Annotated in this window: 14 protein-coding genes and 1 pseudogene; 5 read left to right on the forward strand and 10 right to left on the reverse strand. The window is 70.3% G+C overall.

What is annotated here, in order from left to right; all coding sequences use genetic code 11:
- Positions 1-76 precede the first annotated feature (76 nt).
- On the reverse strand, positions 77-1,261 hold the full coding sequence (locus tag ACIO3P_RS00280) for a DUF6596 domain-containing protein (protein WP_329824013.1): 1,185 nt from the start codon (positions 1,259-1,261) through the stop codon (positions 77-79).
- A complete protein-coding gene (locus tag ACIO3P_RS00285) occupies positions 1,258-1,665 on the reverse strand; it encodes a YciI family protein (RefSeq protein ID WP_329824075.1) in 408 nt (135 codons plus the stop codon). The genes ACIO3P_RS00280 and ACIO3P_RS00285 overlap by 4 nt, the downstream gene beginning before the upstream one ends.
- Before the next feature lie 261 nt (positions 1,666-1,926).
- Here ACIO3P_RS00285 and ACIO3P_RS00290 point away from each other — a divergent pair, with 261 nt between their 5' ends.
- Complete coding sequence (locus ACIO3P_RS00290) at positions 1,927-2,664, forward strand: VOC family protein (protein WP_401849578.1); 738 nt, start codon at positions 1,927-1,929, stop codon at positions 2,662-2,664.
- Positions 2,665-2,746: 82 nt separating this feature from the next.
- On the opposite strand, the gene ACIO3P_RS00295 is transcribed toward ACIO3P_RS00290, so the two are convergent.
- The gene (locus ACIO3P_RS00295; protein ID WP_401849580.1) at positions 2,747-3,157 is read right to left on the reverse strand and encodes a hypothetical protein; all 411 of its coding nucleotides are present in this window, start codon (positions 3,155-3,157) and stop codon (positions 2,747-2,749) included.
- Between the two features lie 323 nt (positions 3,158-3,480).
- On the opposite strand from ACIO3P_RS00295, the gene ACIO3P_RS00300 reads away from it, so the two are divergent.
- Complete coding sequence (locus ACIO3P_RS00300; protein WP_329824010.1) at positions 3,481-3,927, forward strand: TIGR03618 family F420-dependent PPOX class oxidoreductase; 447 nt, start codon at positions 3,481-3,483, stop codon at positions 3,925-3,927.
- Between the two features lie 116 nt (positions 3,928-4,043).
- The gene (locus tag ACIO3P_RS00305) at positions 4,044-4,733 is read left to right on the forward strand and encodes a hypothetical protein (RefSeq protein ID WP_401849581.1); all 690 of its coding nucleotides are present in this window, start codon (positions 4,044-4,046) and stop codon (positions 4,731-4,733) included.
- A gap of 162 nt (positions 4,734-4,895) precedes the next feature.
- Here ACIO3P_RS00305 and ACIO3P_RS00310 read toward each other — a convergent pair whose 3' ends face one another.
- Complete coding sequence (locus ACIO3P_RS00310) at positions 4,896-6,704, reverse strand: NAD(P)/FAD-dependent oxidoreductase (RefSeq protein WP_329824008.1); 1,809 nt, start codon at positions 6,702-6,704, stop codon at positions 4,896-4,898.
- Positions 6,705-6,917: 213 nt separating this feature from the next.
- Between ACIO3P_RS00310 and ACIO3P_RS00315 the strand changes: the two genes are divergently transcribed.
- Positions 6,918-7,940 carry an SMP-30/gluconolactonase/LRE family protein gene (locus ACIO3P_RS00315; RefSeq protein WP_329824007.1) on the forward strand — a complete coding sequence of 341 codons (1,023 nt, stop codon included), beginning with the start codon at positions 6,918-6,920 and terminating at the stop codon, positions 7,938-7,940.
- Between the two features lie 14 nt (positions 7,941-7,954).
- Here the strand turns inward: ACIO3P_RS00315 and ACIO3P_RS00320 are convergent, their stop codons facing one another.
- From ACIO3P_RS00320 to ACIO3P_RS00340, 5 genes are all read right to left on the reverse strand, one after another.
- Positions 7,955-8,542: a helix-turn-helix domain-containing protein gene (locus ACIO3P_RS00320; protein WP_329824006.1), complete on the reverse strand. Its 588-nt coding sequence runs from the start codon at positions 8,540-8,542 to the stop codon at positions 7,955-7,957.
- Positions 8,543-8,632: 90 nt separating this feature from the next.
- A complete protein-coding gene (locus tag ACIO3P_RS00325) occupies positions 8,633-10,669 on the reverse strand; it encodes a non-reducing end alpha-L-arabinofuranosidase family hydrolase (RefSeq protein WP_401849583.1) in 2,037 nt (678 codons plus the stop codon).
- Positions 10,670-10,929: 260 nt separating this feature from the next.
- Entirely contained in the window at positions 10,930-11,748 is an 819-nt protein-coding gene (locus ACIO3P_RS00330) for an SDR family oxidoreductase (protein ID WP_329824004.1), read from the reverse strand.
- A gap of 129 nt (positions 11,749-11,877) precedes the next feature.
- Positions 11,878-12,000, reverse strand: coding sequence for a hypothetical protein (locus tag ACIO3P_RS00335; RefSeq protein WP_329824003.1), 123 nt, complete (start codon positions 11,998-12,000; stop codon positions 11,878-11,880).
- Positions 12,001-12,512: 512 nt separating this feature from the next.
- Positions 12,513-12,788 carry a helix-turn-helix domain-containing protein gene (locus tag ACIO3P_RS00340; protein WP_401849584.1) on the reverse strand — a complete coding sequence of 92 codons (276 nt, stop codon included), beginning with the start codon at positions 12,786-12,788 and terminating at the stop codon, positions 12,513-12,515.
- Between the two features lie 15 nt (positions 12,789-12,803).
- Between ACIO3P_RS00340 and ACIO3P_RS00345 the strand changes: the two are divergent.
- A pseudogene (locus ACIO3P_RS00345) lies at positions 12,804-13,373 on the forward strand (MFS transporter); the annotation flags it as partial.
- A 4-nt stretch (positions 13,374-13,377) separates the two neighbouring features.
- Here the strand turns inward: ACIO3P_RS00345 and ACIO3P_RS00350 are convergent.
- Complete coding sequence (locus tag ACIO3P_RS00350; RefSeq protein ID WP_401849587.1) at positions 13,378-14,439, reverse strand: protein kinase family protein; 1,062 nt, start codon at positions 14,437-14,439, stop codon at positions 13,378-13,380.
- Between the last annotated feature and the right edge of the window lie 69 nt (positions 14,440-14,508).

The raw sequence follows: 14,508 nt of genomic DNA on the forward strand, positions 1-14,508 counted from the left end.
GCCGTCCGTCCGCGCGCCGTTGGGGGCGATGCCCGGCGCGCGGCCCGCTGGGCGTCGCCACCGACGGGTTCGCCGCTCACCCGCGCATCCGCGCGTTGAGCCGGGCGGCCTGTCGCGTGAGGTGGTCGCGTTCGGGGATGTTCGGCGCTGATCGGGCGGCTTCGGCGTAGAGCCGTGCCGCGGTCACCGGATCACCGTCACGCTCGTGCAGGTACGCCGCCACGGCGGTGTGCCGTGGCAGGGAGGGGTCGAGCCCCGCCAGGACGGCCAGGCCGGCCCGCGGACCGTCGGCCTCACCCACAGCGACGGCGCGGTTGAGGCGGGCCACCGGACTGTCGGTGAGCCGCACCAGTTCGTCGTACCACTCGACGATCTGCACCCAGTCGGTCTCCTCGACCGTCCGGGCGTCGACGTGGAGCGCGGCGATGGCCGCCTGGGCCTGGAATTCGCCCAGGCGGTCGCGGGCGAGGGCGGTCTGGAGGATCGCGACACCCTCGGTGATCAGCCGGGTGTTCCACAGACCGCGGTCCTGCTCGGCGAGCGGCACGAGCCTGCCGTCGGGGCCGGTCCGGGCCGGGCGCCGCGCGTGGTGGAGCAGCATGAGCGCCAGCAGGCCGGCGGCCTCCTCGTGGTCGGTCCCGGCCGCCAGTTGGCGAGTGAGCCGGATCGCCTCGGCGGCGAGGTCGATGTCGCCGGAGTAGCCCTCGTTGAAGACCAGGTAGAGCACGCGCAGCACCGTGTCGACGTCGCCGGGCTGGTCGAACCGGACGCCGGAGACGGTCCGCTTGGCCCTGCTGATCCGCTGGGCCATGGTCGCCTCCGGCACGAGGTAGGCCCGCGCGATCTGCCGTGTGGTCAGACCGCCGACCGCGCGCAGTGTGAGCGCCACGGCCGAGGCCGGGGTCAGGGACGGGTGTGCGCACAGAAAGTACAGGTGAAGCGTGTCGTCCACCGCCTCGCCCGGGCCGGGCGTGGGCTCGGCCTCGACCAGCTCCTCCCGCCGCCGCCGGGAGGTGTCGGCGCGTACGGCGTCGAGGAACTTGCGCCAGGCCACCGTGACCAGCCAGCCCTTGGGGTCCCGAAGGGGGTCTCCGCTGCTCGGGCGAAGCCGAGAGCTCGGGGAGGAGTCGTCCGGCCACGCGCGCACGGCCTCGACCAGGGCGTCCTGCACGGCGTCCTCGGCCGCCGCGAAGTCCGCTCCGCGACGGACGAGCACACCGATCACCGCGGGCACCAGCTCGCGGAGCCGCGACTCGTTCACTCGGTGGCCGTGGGCTGCTCGCCGTAGAACGGGCGCACCTCTAGCCACTCGTGGATCGGCTTCCCGCCCGCGCCCGGAGCCGCGGACAGCTCACCGGCCAGTTCGAGCGCGCGCTCGTAGGTCTCGACGTCGATCACCATCCAGCCGGCGATCAGGTCCTTGGTCTCCGCGAACGGCCCGTCGGTGACCGGCGGCCGCCCCTCGCCGTCGTAGCGGACAAACGTGCCCTCCGGGGAGAGCGCCTGGCCGTCGACGAACTCGCCGGTGCTCTCCAGCCGAGCGGCGAAGTCACGCATGTACTGCATATGAGCCGAGACCTCCTCCGGCTCCCACTGGTCCATCGGCACGTCGTTGACCGGTGCCGGCGCGCCCCGGTAGTGCTTGAGCAGCAGGTATTTGGCCATCATGGTCTCCTTGGATGCGGCACGGCCCGTTGTGTACGGCCCATTGTGGCTGTGTTCGCACCTGGGACGGAGCCGCGCGCGGGTTCTCGACATCCCCTCGCGAAATTGTTCGGCGGACTTCCAAGACTCCGCGATGCGGCCACCTCGCGCTCGCCCGCGCCGGAAACTCGGATGCGGGTGCCGTACGGCCACCCCTAGGCTGCGCCCGCGGGGAGGGCGGGGCGCCCTGTCGACCGTCAGTGGATCGGAGATGCACGAGGTATGACCAGTCAACTGTTCGCGATCTGCTTCCATGCGACCCGGCCGTCGGACCTGGCGCGGTTCTGGTCCGGGCTCCTGGGCTGGGAACGGGCCGACGGTCCGGACGACGACGTCGCGATCCTGCCCCCTGATTCCGCCGGGTTCCGCATTCGTTTCCTGCCGGGCCAGGAGCCGAAGACCGGCCAGAACCGGGCGCACTTCGACCTGACGAGCACCTCCCCGGAGGACCAGCGGCAGACGGTGGCCAGGGCGCTGGAACTCGGCGGGCAACACCTCGATGTGGGCCAACTTCCGGAAGAGGGGCATGTGGTGCTCGCCGATCCGGACGGCAACGAGTTCTGCGTCATCGAGGCGGGCAACAAGTTCCTCGCCGACACCGGCTTCATCGGAGCGCTGGCCTGCGACGGTACGCAGGAGGTCGGCTACTTCTGGAGCGAGGCGCTGCGGTGGCCGCTGGTGTGGGACCAGGACGAGGAGACCGCCGTCCAATCACCGGACGGCGGTACGAAGATCACGTGGGGTGGTCCTCCCGTGGCTCCGAAGACGGGAACGAACAGGCTGTACTTCGAGCTGGCGCTCCCCGCCGGGTCCGACGGGGAGGCGGAGGTCGACCGTCTGATCTCGCTCGGCGCGACGCGCGCCGACATCGGCGGGGGCGACGGCGCCCGGGTGCTGATGCTCGACCCTGACGGCAACGAGTTCTCCGTACAACGGACGTCGTTGTCGTCGCACCCGTAGGAGGTGACCCCGCCCATCGGGTCCGTCGGCCCAGGGCGGGGCCCGAGCGGGGAGACTCCGTGCTGTCCTGCCGTGGCCGGTCTCAGGTCCGGCGCAGCGCGGACCACTGAAGGAGGGCGAAACCGGCGACGGTCAGCGCCTGCACCGGGATCCAGACGGCGCCGGCGGTGGCCGGTTCGAACCAGAGCGCAAGCGCGGCAATACTGAGGACGGCCCACAGCAGATTCGCGTCGACGACGGCCTTCACGGGCAGTCGCGGCGGCTGCCGGCGGGTGGCGAGACCACCGACTCCGGCCGCGAACAGCGCGAGGAATACGCCCAGTCCGAGCAGGACGGTGTCGTCGACCCCGAGCAGCCGACCGAGCGGCCCGGACGCCGTGACGTACGCCAGTCCGTTGACACCGGTGACGAGGGCGTCGAGAGCGAGGAACCGGCGCAGCATCGTCTGCGGCTCGGTGGTGCGGGAGATGCCGGCGAGCAGGGTTGCGGACATGGCGAATCAGCCTCCGTCGAGGTCGTGCGGGCTGGTCGAGGGGCTGAACTCGGACGGAGTGCGTCGCCCGAGTTCAGCTACCGCAAGGGTGCCGAGCGAAGCGGGTGGCGTCGATTACGTGCGAGGTAATGGAGGCGGGGTAACGGAGGCGGGGGTTCACCGTCCGGCAGGGGGCGAACCCCGGCTCCTGGCCGAGGCCGGCGACCGGCAGGAGCAGGTCGGGGGAGGGATGTCTCCGGCCACCGACCGGGTCATGAACCTGATGCGGAATCCACGGCTTCCCCCCGATTCGTCCCGCCGATCATGGTTGATAGCCTCCGGGAATGACTGCGATTTTCGACGAAGCCGTCCGTGCCCGGCTGCAAGCCCCCAACATCTGGTACGTCGGTACCGTGTTCGCCGACGGAGCGCCGCAGGTCAGTCCGATGTGGGTGGATCTGGAGGGGGAGGGTGAGCTGACGTTCAACACCTCGACGGGCCGGGTGAAGGAGGAGAACCTGCGCCGCGACCCCCGCGTCTATCTCTCGCACGCGGACGCCGTCGATCCCTTCGACCGCGTGCAGATCAGTGGTGAGGTGGCCCGCTTCATCGACGGCCAGGAGGCGCACGACCGGATGGACCGGCTGGCCCGGAAGTACCTGGGCGGCGAACGGTTCGAGTGGATCATGCCGGGTGAGCAGCGGGTCGCGGTGATCGTGCGCGCGGTCAAGGTGCGGCACATCGTCGGGGTGGAGCGGTTCCGGCCCGGCGGCCCCGTCCCCGCGCCCTGACCGGCCCGGCCGAGCGCCGTCCGCTCCTCGCGCAGGTCGACTGAGTACGCGTACCCACTCCTTGCCGGGTATCCGTGCCCATCCGCCGCGCTCCCCCGCTGACATAGCGTCCCCGTATGCCCGCAGAGACCGCACCGACCAGCATCACCCCCGCCACGACCGAGTCCGCTCCCGCCGCCTCGGCCCTCAGGGCCATCGGATGTAGCTGCGTCGCGTTGGTCGCCGTACTCGCTCTGGTCGTCCCGCTCGTATGGGGATCATCGGGGTCGACGGACTTTCCCCGTGTCACGCCCGAGAACATGGCGAGCCGCGCCTTCCAACGCTCGCAGGAGGCGTACGACGTCCTGGGCTTCACGCGCACCGTGGAGCCGGGGGTCGAGGACATCGGCGTCAGCACGGAGAACACGTTCAGCTCCGGCTCCTGCTACGACGGGGGCCTGCTGGGACTGGAGGACAAGACCGTCGACGGCGCCTACCAGATGAGTCACAGTTGGGCGCTGGACCACGTGCCCGCGAGTCAGGCCGTCTCCGGCCTGCGCCGGCTGCACCAGCACCTCAAGGACAACGGCTGGACGGTCTCGTCCTACCGTGACGGCACCAAGGGCAACTGGGACCTGTTCGTCCAGCGGGACGACGGGGCCGAGCGGATGTCCTTCACCTGGTACGCGGACCGGGAGTACTTCACCGGCGGCGCCAGCGTGCCCTGCGCCTACGACCCCGAGTGGAAGGACGGCGACATCGGCTCCTCCGGGGATGACCAGAACCCACCCGTCCTCGGTCCCGCGCGGCGGGGCCAGGGCGGGTGAGGGAAGGGTCACCGACCACTCTCCGTGCCTTCGACGGCATGGGCCGCCGTCCCGATGGTCCTTCTCGGCACCGGAGCACCACACGGTCGCCCAGGCCCCGCACGGTCCAGGGCATGGGCGACCGGCGCTGCCGGGCCGGGGCGGGGCGCTTCCGTGCGCGTCCTAGAGCTGCTGGGCGGTCCTGGTGCGGAGGATCTCGTCCATGGACTCCTCACGCCATCGCTTCAGGAGTTCGTGGAAGGCGAACGCGCCGTGGGGGTAGGCGCTCGGGCCGTTCGGCCGGCCGCGGCCCTCGCGGTTGTAGTAGCCCGGGGTGCATTCGGCGTGGAACCACTCGTGGTCGGGGGCGTCCTCGGCCAGGACGGCGATCCAGGCGTCCTCGGCTTCGCGGGGCGGTTCGATGAGGGCGTCCTTGGCGTGGGCGGCGGCGACGAGGGCGGCGGCGTGGACGGCCTGCTCGTCCAGGATGTGCGTGAAGTTGACGCTGCTGGCGTTCTGCAGGGAGCCCATGTGGATCAGGTTCGGGAAGCCGTTGCCGGTGAAGCCGTGCAGGCTGCGCGGGCCCTGTCGCGCCCAGGCGTGCAGCAGTTGGGTGCCGTCCCTGCCGTGGACGGGGAGCTTGCCGGACAGGACGCCGGAGGTCCCGACGGAGAAACCGGTGGCGAAGATCAGGCAGTCGAGTTCGTACGTGGTGTCCCCGACCACGACGCCCTGCTCGGTGATGCGTTCGATGCCGTGGGTGTCCGCGGTGTCGACCAGGGTGACGTTGCCGCGGTTGAACGCCGGGTAGTACTTGTCGGAGAAGGTGGGGCGCTTGCAGGCGTACCGGTACCAGGGTTTGAGCTTCTCCGCCGTGTCCGGGTCGTTGACGGTCTCCTCGACGCGGGCGCGCAGCTCGTTCATCTTGGTGGCGTCGGCGGCCTCGTAGGCGACCTCGAAGGCTTTCCGGTCGCCTTGGCGGCGGAAGCTCGGCAGGAGCTTCTCCAGGAGACCGGCCGACATGGTCCAGCGGTCCGCCACGAGATCCTTGTCGGCGCCCTCGCCGGAGACGATGCGGAGATAGTTCTCACGGCGTTCACGCGCCCAGCCGTCGTGGTCGGCGCCCACGTCACCGGCGGTGGTGCGGCAGTTGGCGCGGACGTCCACGGTGGAGGGGGTGCGCTGGAAGACGTAGACGTGCTCGGCGTCCTCGGCCAGCATCGGAATGACCTGGATGCCGGTGGCGCCGGTGCCGACGATGCCCACCCGCTTCTGTGAGAGGCCGGTCAGGCCGCCGTCCGCGGTGCCGCCCGTGTAGGCGTAGTCCCACCGCGACGTGTGGAAGGTGTGGCCCTTGAAGTCCTCGATGCCGGGTATCCCGGGAAGCTTCGGCTCGGAAAGGGTGCCGGTGGCGGTGACGACGTACGTGGCCCGGAACGCGTCGCCCCGGTCGGTGGCCACGAGCCATGTCTCGGACGCCTCGTCCCAGGTCAGCGAGGTGACCGCGGTGGAGAACAGGGCGTCCGGGTAGAGGTCGAACTTCTGCGCGACCCGCACCGCGTGGCGGCGGATCTCCTCGCCGGGAGCGTACTTCCACTCCGGCACGTATCCGGTCTCGTCGAGCATCGGCAGATAGACGTGCGACTCGATGTCGCAGTGGATGCCCGGGTACCGGTTCCAGTACCAGGTGCCCCCGAAGTCGCCGCCCTGCTCGACGATCCGGACGCGCTCCAGGCCCTGCTGCCGCATCCGGGCCCCGGCGAGGATGCCGCCGAACCCGCCACCGACCACGGCCACGTCGACCGTGTCGTGCATCGGCTCGCGCTCGGCCACGTCCCCCACGTACGGATCGGCGGCGTAGTAGCCGAACTCCGCGTCGGTGGCCTGGTACTGGCTTGCGCCGTCGGGCCGTACCCGTCGCTCGCGTTCGCGTTCGTAACGCTGCCTCAGTGCGGCGAGTTCGTCGGGCGTCGGCGCTTGAGGGGGTGTCATGTGGGGGCCTCGATCCTGTGGGTCTGCTGTCGTGCGGCCGCCCAGGACGAGCGGTCTTCCGCTACGGTAGCAACTACCGGACAACGATGTCCGGTTGGATCGCGGGTGCACCGCGGCACTCGGGAAACGAGCACGTCCGCGCCCCGGGCGGACGTACGCGAGCCCCCTGTCGGCGGCACCCGTACACAGCGGACAGGAAGAGTGATTCCCCCCATGCGACGACTCCCGATCCGATCCCTCGCCGTGCTCGCCTCGGTCGGCATGCTGGCGCTCACCGGATGCGGTACGGACACGGGCGGCCCCGGCGATACGGCGGCCTCCTCCACGGCCACGGGCAAGACCATCCGCGCGCAGAAGGTCATGCAGCTCACGAAGGTGCACGAAGAGACCGGCATGACCCTGCTGGAGGGCCCGACCTTCGGCAAGGACGGTGGCCTGTTCGTCGTCGATGTCACCGCACCCGCCGGTGACCCGAAGGTGATACGTGTCGACGTCAAGAAGAAGACGTCGCGGGCGGTCCACACCGACGACCGGGGGGCCTACACCTCGGCGCAGTTCAGCCCGTACGACGGACGGCTCTATCTGACCGATTACGCCTACGGCGAGGTCGTGAGCCTGGCCCCGGGCGGCGGCGATCCGCGGACCTTCTTCTCCGGCAAGGTCGACGGAGCGCAGATGAACCCCGACGACATCGCCTTCGACCAGGAGGGCAACCTGTACATCAGCGACACACGCGGCCTGTCCGAGGGAGAGGCGCACGGCCGCGTGGTGCGGATCGACCGCGACGGCAAGAAGGCCACCGTCCTGGCCGAGAACCTGGCCGCGACGAACGGTATCTCGTTCGACGTGGACTACCGGGGGCTGTGGTTCAGCGAGCTCACCGAGAACCGGATCTCCTACCTCCGCCTCGACGGAAAGGGAGCAGTGGCTTCCCGGCACACCGCCATCCGCGTCGACGGCGGGATCGCCCAGACCGACTCGATCGCCGTGGACGCGGACGGCAACCTCTACCAGGCACTGCACGGCCGGCCCGCGATGGCCGTGTACAACCAGCACGGTGAGCACCTGGCGACGGTCGAGGTGCCCGCCCGCGCCGAAGGGCTGGAGTCGGCGACGAACGTGGCGATCACGCCCGGCGGGACCACGGCGTACATGACCGTCAGCGGGCCCGCCGGAGGGTACCTGTACACCTTCGACGCGCTGGCGAAGGGCATCCGGCAGTCCAACGGCGGCTGACCCCGCTCCGCCGCTCACCCCTCGAACGGCCGCACCGGTCCCACCGCGACGTCGAGCAGCCGCCAGGCCGCCAGCGCCCGGTGTTCCCGCTCCTCGCGCGTGGGGCCGGTGACGGCGCCGGAGACCATGGCGACGGCCAGCATGAGATCGTGCGCCGCCCCCAGCCGATGACCTTCCGGCAGGCGTGCCCGCAGGGCCTGCTCGACCCGCTCGGACAGGGCCAGAGCGTACGCGCGGACGTCGGAGCGGCGGTCCACGTCGGCGTGCAACAGGCCGATGAAGGCCGCCGACTCCGTCAGATGCCAGGTCAGCACACCGAGGACTCCGGTGAAGGCCAGGTCCTCGGTCGCGGCCGCCTTCTCGACCTGCCGCACGTTCTCCTCCAGAACCGCGGTCGCCACGGCGGCCCGGTCAGGGAAATGCCGGTACAGGACGCCCTGCCCGACCCCGGCCCGACGCGCGATCGCGGAGAGCGGAGCGTCCAGACCGTGCTCCGCGTAGATCTCCCGGGCAGCGGTGACCAGAGCGGCCCGGTTGCGGGCAGCGGCCTTCGGCCCGTGGTTCGCGGGCCGCCGCTCGTTCGACATGGGGTGCTGCGTCACTACCGAAGGGTAGCCCCCGACCGGGCATCGCGGCACTTCCCTTCCCCCGCGGAGAGGCCCGGCGGCCCGGAGCCCCGCGGTTCCGGGCGGTCAGCAGGCCGAGTTGGTCTGGGTGAGCAGGCCGAGCCGCCACGGCAGTGTGTTGTAGTCGCCGCTCGCGCCGGGGTCCAGGCCCTGGTACACGTACTGCAGCTTGCAGGCGGGGATCGTCAGCGTCTGGTCGTAGCCCGCCCGGATCATCTCGCCGTGACTCACGTCCCTGGTCCAGGACCCGGCCGGGAAGGTGACGTTGTTCGCCCGGGCGAAGGGATTGCCCTCCGAGGCGGCCAGCGCCGTCCACGAACCGCCGAGACCGGTGGCGGTCCAGGACCGGAAGTAGCGCCGGCCGTCCGATCCGATCGCCTCCACCAGCAGCAGATACTGGTTGCCGCCCTGCACCTTGTAGACGTTGGCGGCTTCGAACAGGGCGTACTTGTTGGCGTCCTGGGCCGCGATGACGGTGTTGGTGAACCCGTTCGGGAACTGGGACACGCTCGTCTGCGAGCGGTACAGGTGCCCGTTGTCGTCGGAGGAGAACAGATAGCAGGTGGCGCTGTCGCAGATCACCCACATGTCGACCCAGTAGCCGTTGCCGATGTTCTGCCTGATGATGTCGGGCATCGAGGCGTAGAAGTTGCGGGGCGCGCTCCAGCCGTTCGGATCGCTGATGTCCGGGTTGGTGGAGAAGGAAGCGTTCCCGGTCTGGTACACGAGGTACCACAGCCCTTGCGGGGCGTAGTAGAACACCTGTGGCGCGGCCCGGTATCCGGTTCCGATCGCGCCGCGGTCCAGGTAGTGGTGGGTGGCCGAACCCGCCTGGGACCAGTCGCTGAAGCTCAGGTACACCAGGTTGTAGCCGGAGGCGCTCGCGGTGCTGGCGAACACGTGGTACTTGCCGTTGTAGTGGACGACCGACGGGTCCTTGATCCCGGCGATGTTGTGGGTCGAGTCCGGCTTCGGGGCGATCAGCGCGCCGCTGGAGCTCCAGGAGAAACTGCCGGGCAGGGCCGATGCGGAGGAGGCCGGGCGTGTACTCGTGGTGCGTGCCGCCGTGACCGCGCTGCCGCCGAGGCCGGTCAGCGTCGCCTGGTAGGCCGCCTTCTTGTTGCCGTTACGGTCGAACAGCAGCGGGTTCTCCCCGCTGCGCCAGGAGTCGCTGTCCCTGATGCCCCACACGGTGATCCCGGTGCACCGTGGGACGTTCAGGCATGCCTGGACGGTGTTCGTGTACGCGGCCGCCGGCGCCTGGGCGATGTCGAGTTCGGTGATCTGTACGTCCACACCGAGGGCGGCGAAGTTCGCCAGCGTCGTCCGGAAGTTCGACGGCGGGCCGCCGGTGCCGAAGTGTGCCTGGAAGCCGACACAGTCGATGGGCACGCCGCGCGCCGTGAAGTCGCGCACCATGCGGTACACGCCCTGGGTCTTGGCGTCGCTCCAGTTCTCGATGTTGTAGTCGTTGTAGCAGAGCTTGGCCGCCGGATCGGCGGTCCGCGCGGTGCGGAAGGCTTGCTCGACGAAGCCGTCGCCGAGCAGGTTCTGGAACACCGAGGGGCGGTGCTGACCGCTGCCGCCGTCGGCGAATGCCTCGTTGACCACGTCCCAGGTCTGGACCTTGCCCTTGTAGTGGTTCATCACCGTGGTGATGTGGTTGTTCATCACGCCGCGCAGGGTGTTCGCGTCCGTGAGAGAGCTGACCCAACTGGGCAGTTGGGAGTGCCAGACCAGGGTGTGGCCCCGTACGCGCTGGCCGCGCGCCGAGGCGCGGTTGACGATCTGGTCCGCGGGAGCGAAGTTGAACGAGCCGCGGGACCGCTCGACGGTGTCCCACTTCATCTCGTTCTCGGGCGTGACCGAGTTGAACTCGCGGTCCAGGATCGTCGCGTACGTCCCGTCGCCCAGTTTACCGGCCGCCACGGCGGTCCCGAAGTACCGTCCGGACTGGGCCGCCTGGGCGCCCAGGGTGCTCGCCCGGACCGGTGCGGACTCGGCGGCGGGTGCGGCGGCGACCCCGGTCGCCAGCAGCGCGGAGACCGTCAGCAGGCCCAACATCGAGGCGCGGCGCCTGCCGCGTCGGGTGGGGGGATTCATGGTTCTCCTCCTGTGCGCTTGTTCGCGCCCTGACATGCCGGTCGCTCCTCCTCGCCAGGGCGCGAAAGGTTTCGACATGATCGCGCGCGGTTCGAGAGCCGCACGTTCGAAGTATCGGACAGCTACCGGCGCTTCGGACAGCCTGGATGATAGAAGCCCCAGCGGGAGCGTCAATACCCCTCGCATCATTCGGACTTGGCGGCGAAATGTTTCGACGCGAGAGGGGGTGCGTCACCCGTGTCGGCCGAGGTGCACAGGGGTCAGCCGTGGTGCACAGGGACCACGATCATCTCGGCGATGTTCACATGGACCGGCGCCGTGACGGTGAAGGCGACAGACTCGGCGATGTCCTCGGCGGACAGAGGGCGCGGGCCGGTGCGCATCTGCGCCAGGGCGGCACGCATGTCCTCGTTGAGCATGTCGTCCCCCAGCTCGGTCGCCGTCACGCCGGGTTCGATGGTGTGCACCCGTACCTTGCGCGGTCCGAGCTCGGCTCGCAGATTGCGGGTGAGGTGGGCGACCGCGGCCTTGGTGGCGCAGTAGACGGACCAGTTGGGGTAGAGGCTGTGGCCGCCGACGGAACCGATGTGCACGAGGTCGGCCGGGCCGTGCTCCGCCGCGGTGAGCAGGTCGTCGACGAAGGCGCGGCCGGTGTGGAGCAGTCCGCGCAGGTTGACGTCGAGCATGCGGTCCCACTCGGCGGTGTCGGCGGTCTCGAACGGCGCGCCCAGCATCGCGCCGGCGTTGGCCACGACCAGGTCGACCCGGCCGAGCCGGGACCGTACGGACGCCGCTGCCTCGGCGAAGGACCGGGTTCGGGCGAGATCCACGGCCACGGTGAGGATCTCGCCGGAAGCGGCCGGACGCAGCTCCTCGGCCAGTTCCGTGAGCCTGTCCTCGCGGCGGCCCATCAGGGCGACATTGGCGCCGCCGAGGGCCAGCTTCCGGGCGGTGGCGGCGCCGATGCCACTGGTGGCCCCGGTCACCACGGCCACCCGCCCGGCGAGGGGACGACCGGGTTCGGCGGCGGGGGCGGAGCTTGCGGATACGGCCGAGGGCGATGCGGAAGAAAAGGTCATGCCGCAACCTTCGGGTGATCCGGCGGCTCCTGCCAGGCACCGCTTCACCTGGGTGCCCTCACCCTGGGAGTGCCACGACCACCCTCGGCCGGAGGCGCCCTACGGAGGAAGGGCGGGACGACGGTTCGGTCAACTGCTGTGTCGCGAGAGGCTGTAGAGGAGGATCAGCACAGCCGCGGCCATCACCAGCACGTGTAACCACGCGGGGGCGGCGGAGGCGTCGGCGGCCAGGGTCGTGAGCGAGGTCATCATGATGTCTCCTTCAACGCGGTCGTCCGAGACGGAACCGCGGTCGTCGTGTGGGTCCTTGCCGCACCGGAGCGGGCCCGGATCGGCCCGTCGGCGGCGTTCGGAGGACGCACCTCGGGTCAGGGTGCCGCGTGGCGGACGGGGCGCTCGTCCACTCTCACCGTGCGGAGGGTGCGAGTGCCCGTCCGGCCGGAGTCGCGGTCAGGTCACCGCCGGTCGGGGCGGCGTCCGTTGCCGGTGCCTGCCCTGTGCGGGGCCGGCGGCGCCGGGCCCGGCAGCATGGCGTTCATCGACGTGAGGACGGCGTTCGACGCGAGGTCGGCGGCGCGGGTCAGGAAGGCGATGACAAGCAGTACGCGGCTGTCCCAGCATGACCGACTCCTTCGGCAGTTGGTATGCGTGTGCCCCCGCATCAGGGAGGTAGACCTGATCCGGCTCGGCGGGGCGGGCCGGAGCGCGGAGGAGGGCCCGACGGGAGGCATCCGTGCCGGGGGGAAGTGGCGCGTGTCCGCCGCTCAGTTCGTTCCACGGAACGTGTTGCGGTACGTACGCGGCGACACCCCCAGCGCCTCCCTGAAGTGCTGGCGCATCGCCGTCCCGGTGCCGAAACCGGCTGCCGCGGCGATCCGGTCCACCGGCTCGTCCGTACGCTCCGGCAGCAGCCGCGCGTGCTGGAGCCGCTGTTCGGCCGGCCAGCGCATCGGCGTCGCTCCCGTCTCCTGGAGGAAGCGCCGGCTGAGGGTCCGTACGCTCATCGCCGCCTCCCGGGCCCAATCCTCCAAGGTCAGCAACTCCCCAGGGGGCCGAGGGCGTATGTCACCGGCGTCCTCTCCTCGGGCAGCGTCTTCGGACAGATGGTGTTCCTGCCCGCACTGTCCTGGACCATCGGCCGCTACGACTGGCGCCCCGCCCTGGTCACTCTCGCGCTCGCCGTGCTGGCCGTCGCGCCCGTCGTCCGGCTGGTCCTGCGCGACCACCCCGCCGACATCGGCCGATGCCCGTACGGCAGCACGGTCTTCGTTCCGAAGCCGCCCCCTGTCAACGGCGTCGCCCGCCGCACGCTCACCGTGCTCCGCGACTCCGGGCGCACCACGCCCTTCTGGCTGCTCGCCGGCGCCTTCGCGATCTGTGGCGCCACCACCAACGGCATCATGTGGACCCATTTCACCCCGGCCGCCCACGACCACGGCATGGCCGTCACAATCGCGTCCAGCCTGCTCGCCCTCATCGGCGTCTTCAACGTCGCCGGCACCATCGGCTCCGGCCGGCTCACCGACCGCTTCGACGCCCGCCGCCTGCTCGCCGTCCACTTCGCCCTCCGTGGTGCGCTTCTCGTGTCGCTCCCCGTCATGATGGCCGCGTTGCCCCGCGGACCGGGTCTCAGAGGTGCGCGCGGCCGAGTCGGCGGATCTCCTCCAGCGGGTACGGGGTCTGCCTGCTCTCGTGCCGGAGCTTGCGGAAGAAGTCCGCCATCACCGCGGTGAGCGGCGCGTCACGGGCGAGGATCGCCGCGGCCACCCGCGGGGCTCCGGTGGGGCGCTCGCCCTGGGCGTACGCGCGCACCTGCGCCTCGCGGTCGTCTCTGCCGTATCCGTACAAGGCGGTGACGAGCCAGTTCACCAGGTAGGCGGCGGCGTAACAGCGGTCGTAGCTCTGATGCCGGTCGAAGAAGTCGGCCTCCTCCTGGGACAGTTCGAATCGGGAGGAGAGCGCAAGGCCGTAGTCCGTGAAGAACAGGCGCCGTCCGTCGGTCAGGATGTTCTCGAAGTGGGCGTCGAAGTGCAGGAGTTCGCGGCTGTTCATGAAGGAGATTCCCGCGTCCAGCTCCCTTTCCACCATCGCGCAGGCCCGGTCGGCGGTCTCGCCGCCGATGTCCATCTGCCGGCCCAGCCATTGGTGCAGGTTCTGCGGGATGTACTCGAGGAACAGCGTGACACCGGCCGAGGAGTGCTGGAGGGCCTCGATCCGGCGGCGTACCGGCGAACCGCCGCCCCAGTAGGCAACAGCCCTTTCAACGTCGGACAGTTCCTCGGGCAGGGGCGTCGAGTCCGGCAGTACCCGCCAGTGGTACATCAGGGGGAAGCCCTCGGACTCCCCTGCCCGTACCCAGTTCGTCGTCATGGTGTGCACGGCGAGCTCTCTCCAGGCCCCGAAGCCAGGACCGCCGATGCCGTACTGGCAGAAGACCGGCAGCCCGAACACGTTCGCCGTGGACCGGACGCCGTCCGGGCGCCTCTCCAGGTCGGTGAGAGGCACCCGCTTCACGAAGACCGGGGTTCCGGCGATCTCCAGCAGCGCCGATGTTCCGCCGATGCCGGACCCGAGCGGCTCGGCGGTGTCCACGAGGTCGCGCAGGGCGCGATCACCGTACCGGGCCAGAGAGGTGGAGACGGCGCCGTGGGTGGTCAGCCGGGCACCGTGCGACGCGTCGGGGGACTTCATGGCCCGCCTCCATCCGTGACAGCCACCTGTCATCCAGGAAGCATTTTCCGATGCAGAGCCTATGTGAAG

The organism is Streptomyces sp. NPDC087310 (assembly GCF_044744405.1).
Taxonomy (GTDB): Bacteria; Actinomycetota; Actinomycetes; order Streptomycetales; family Streptomycetaceae; genus Streptomyces.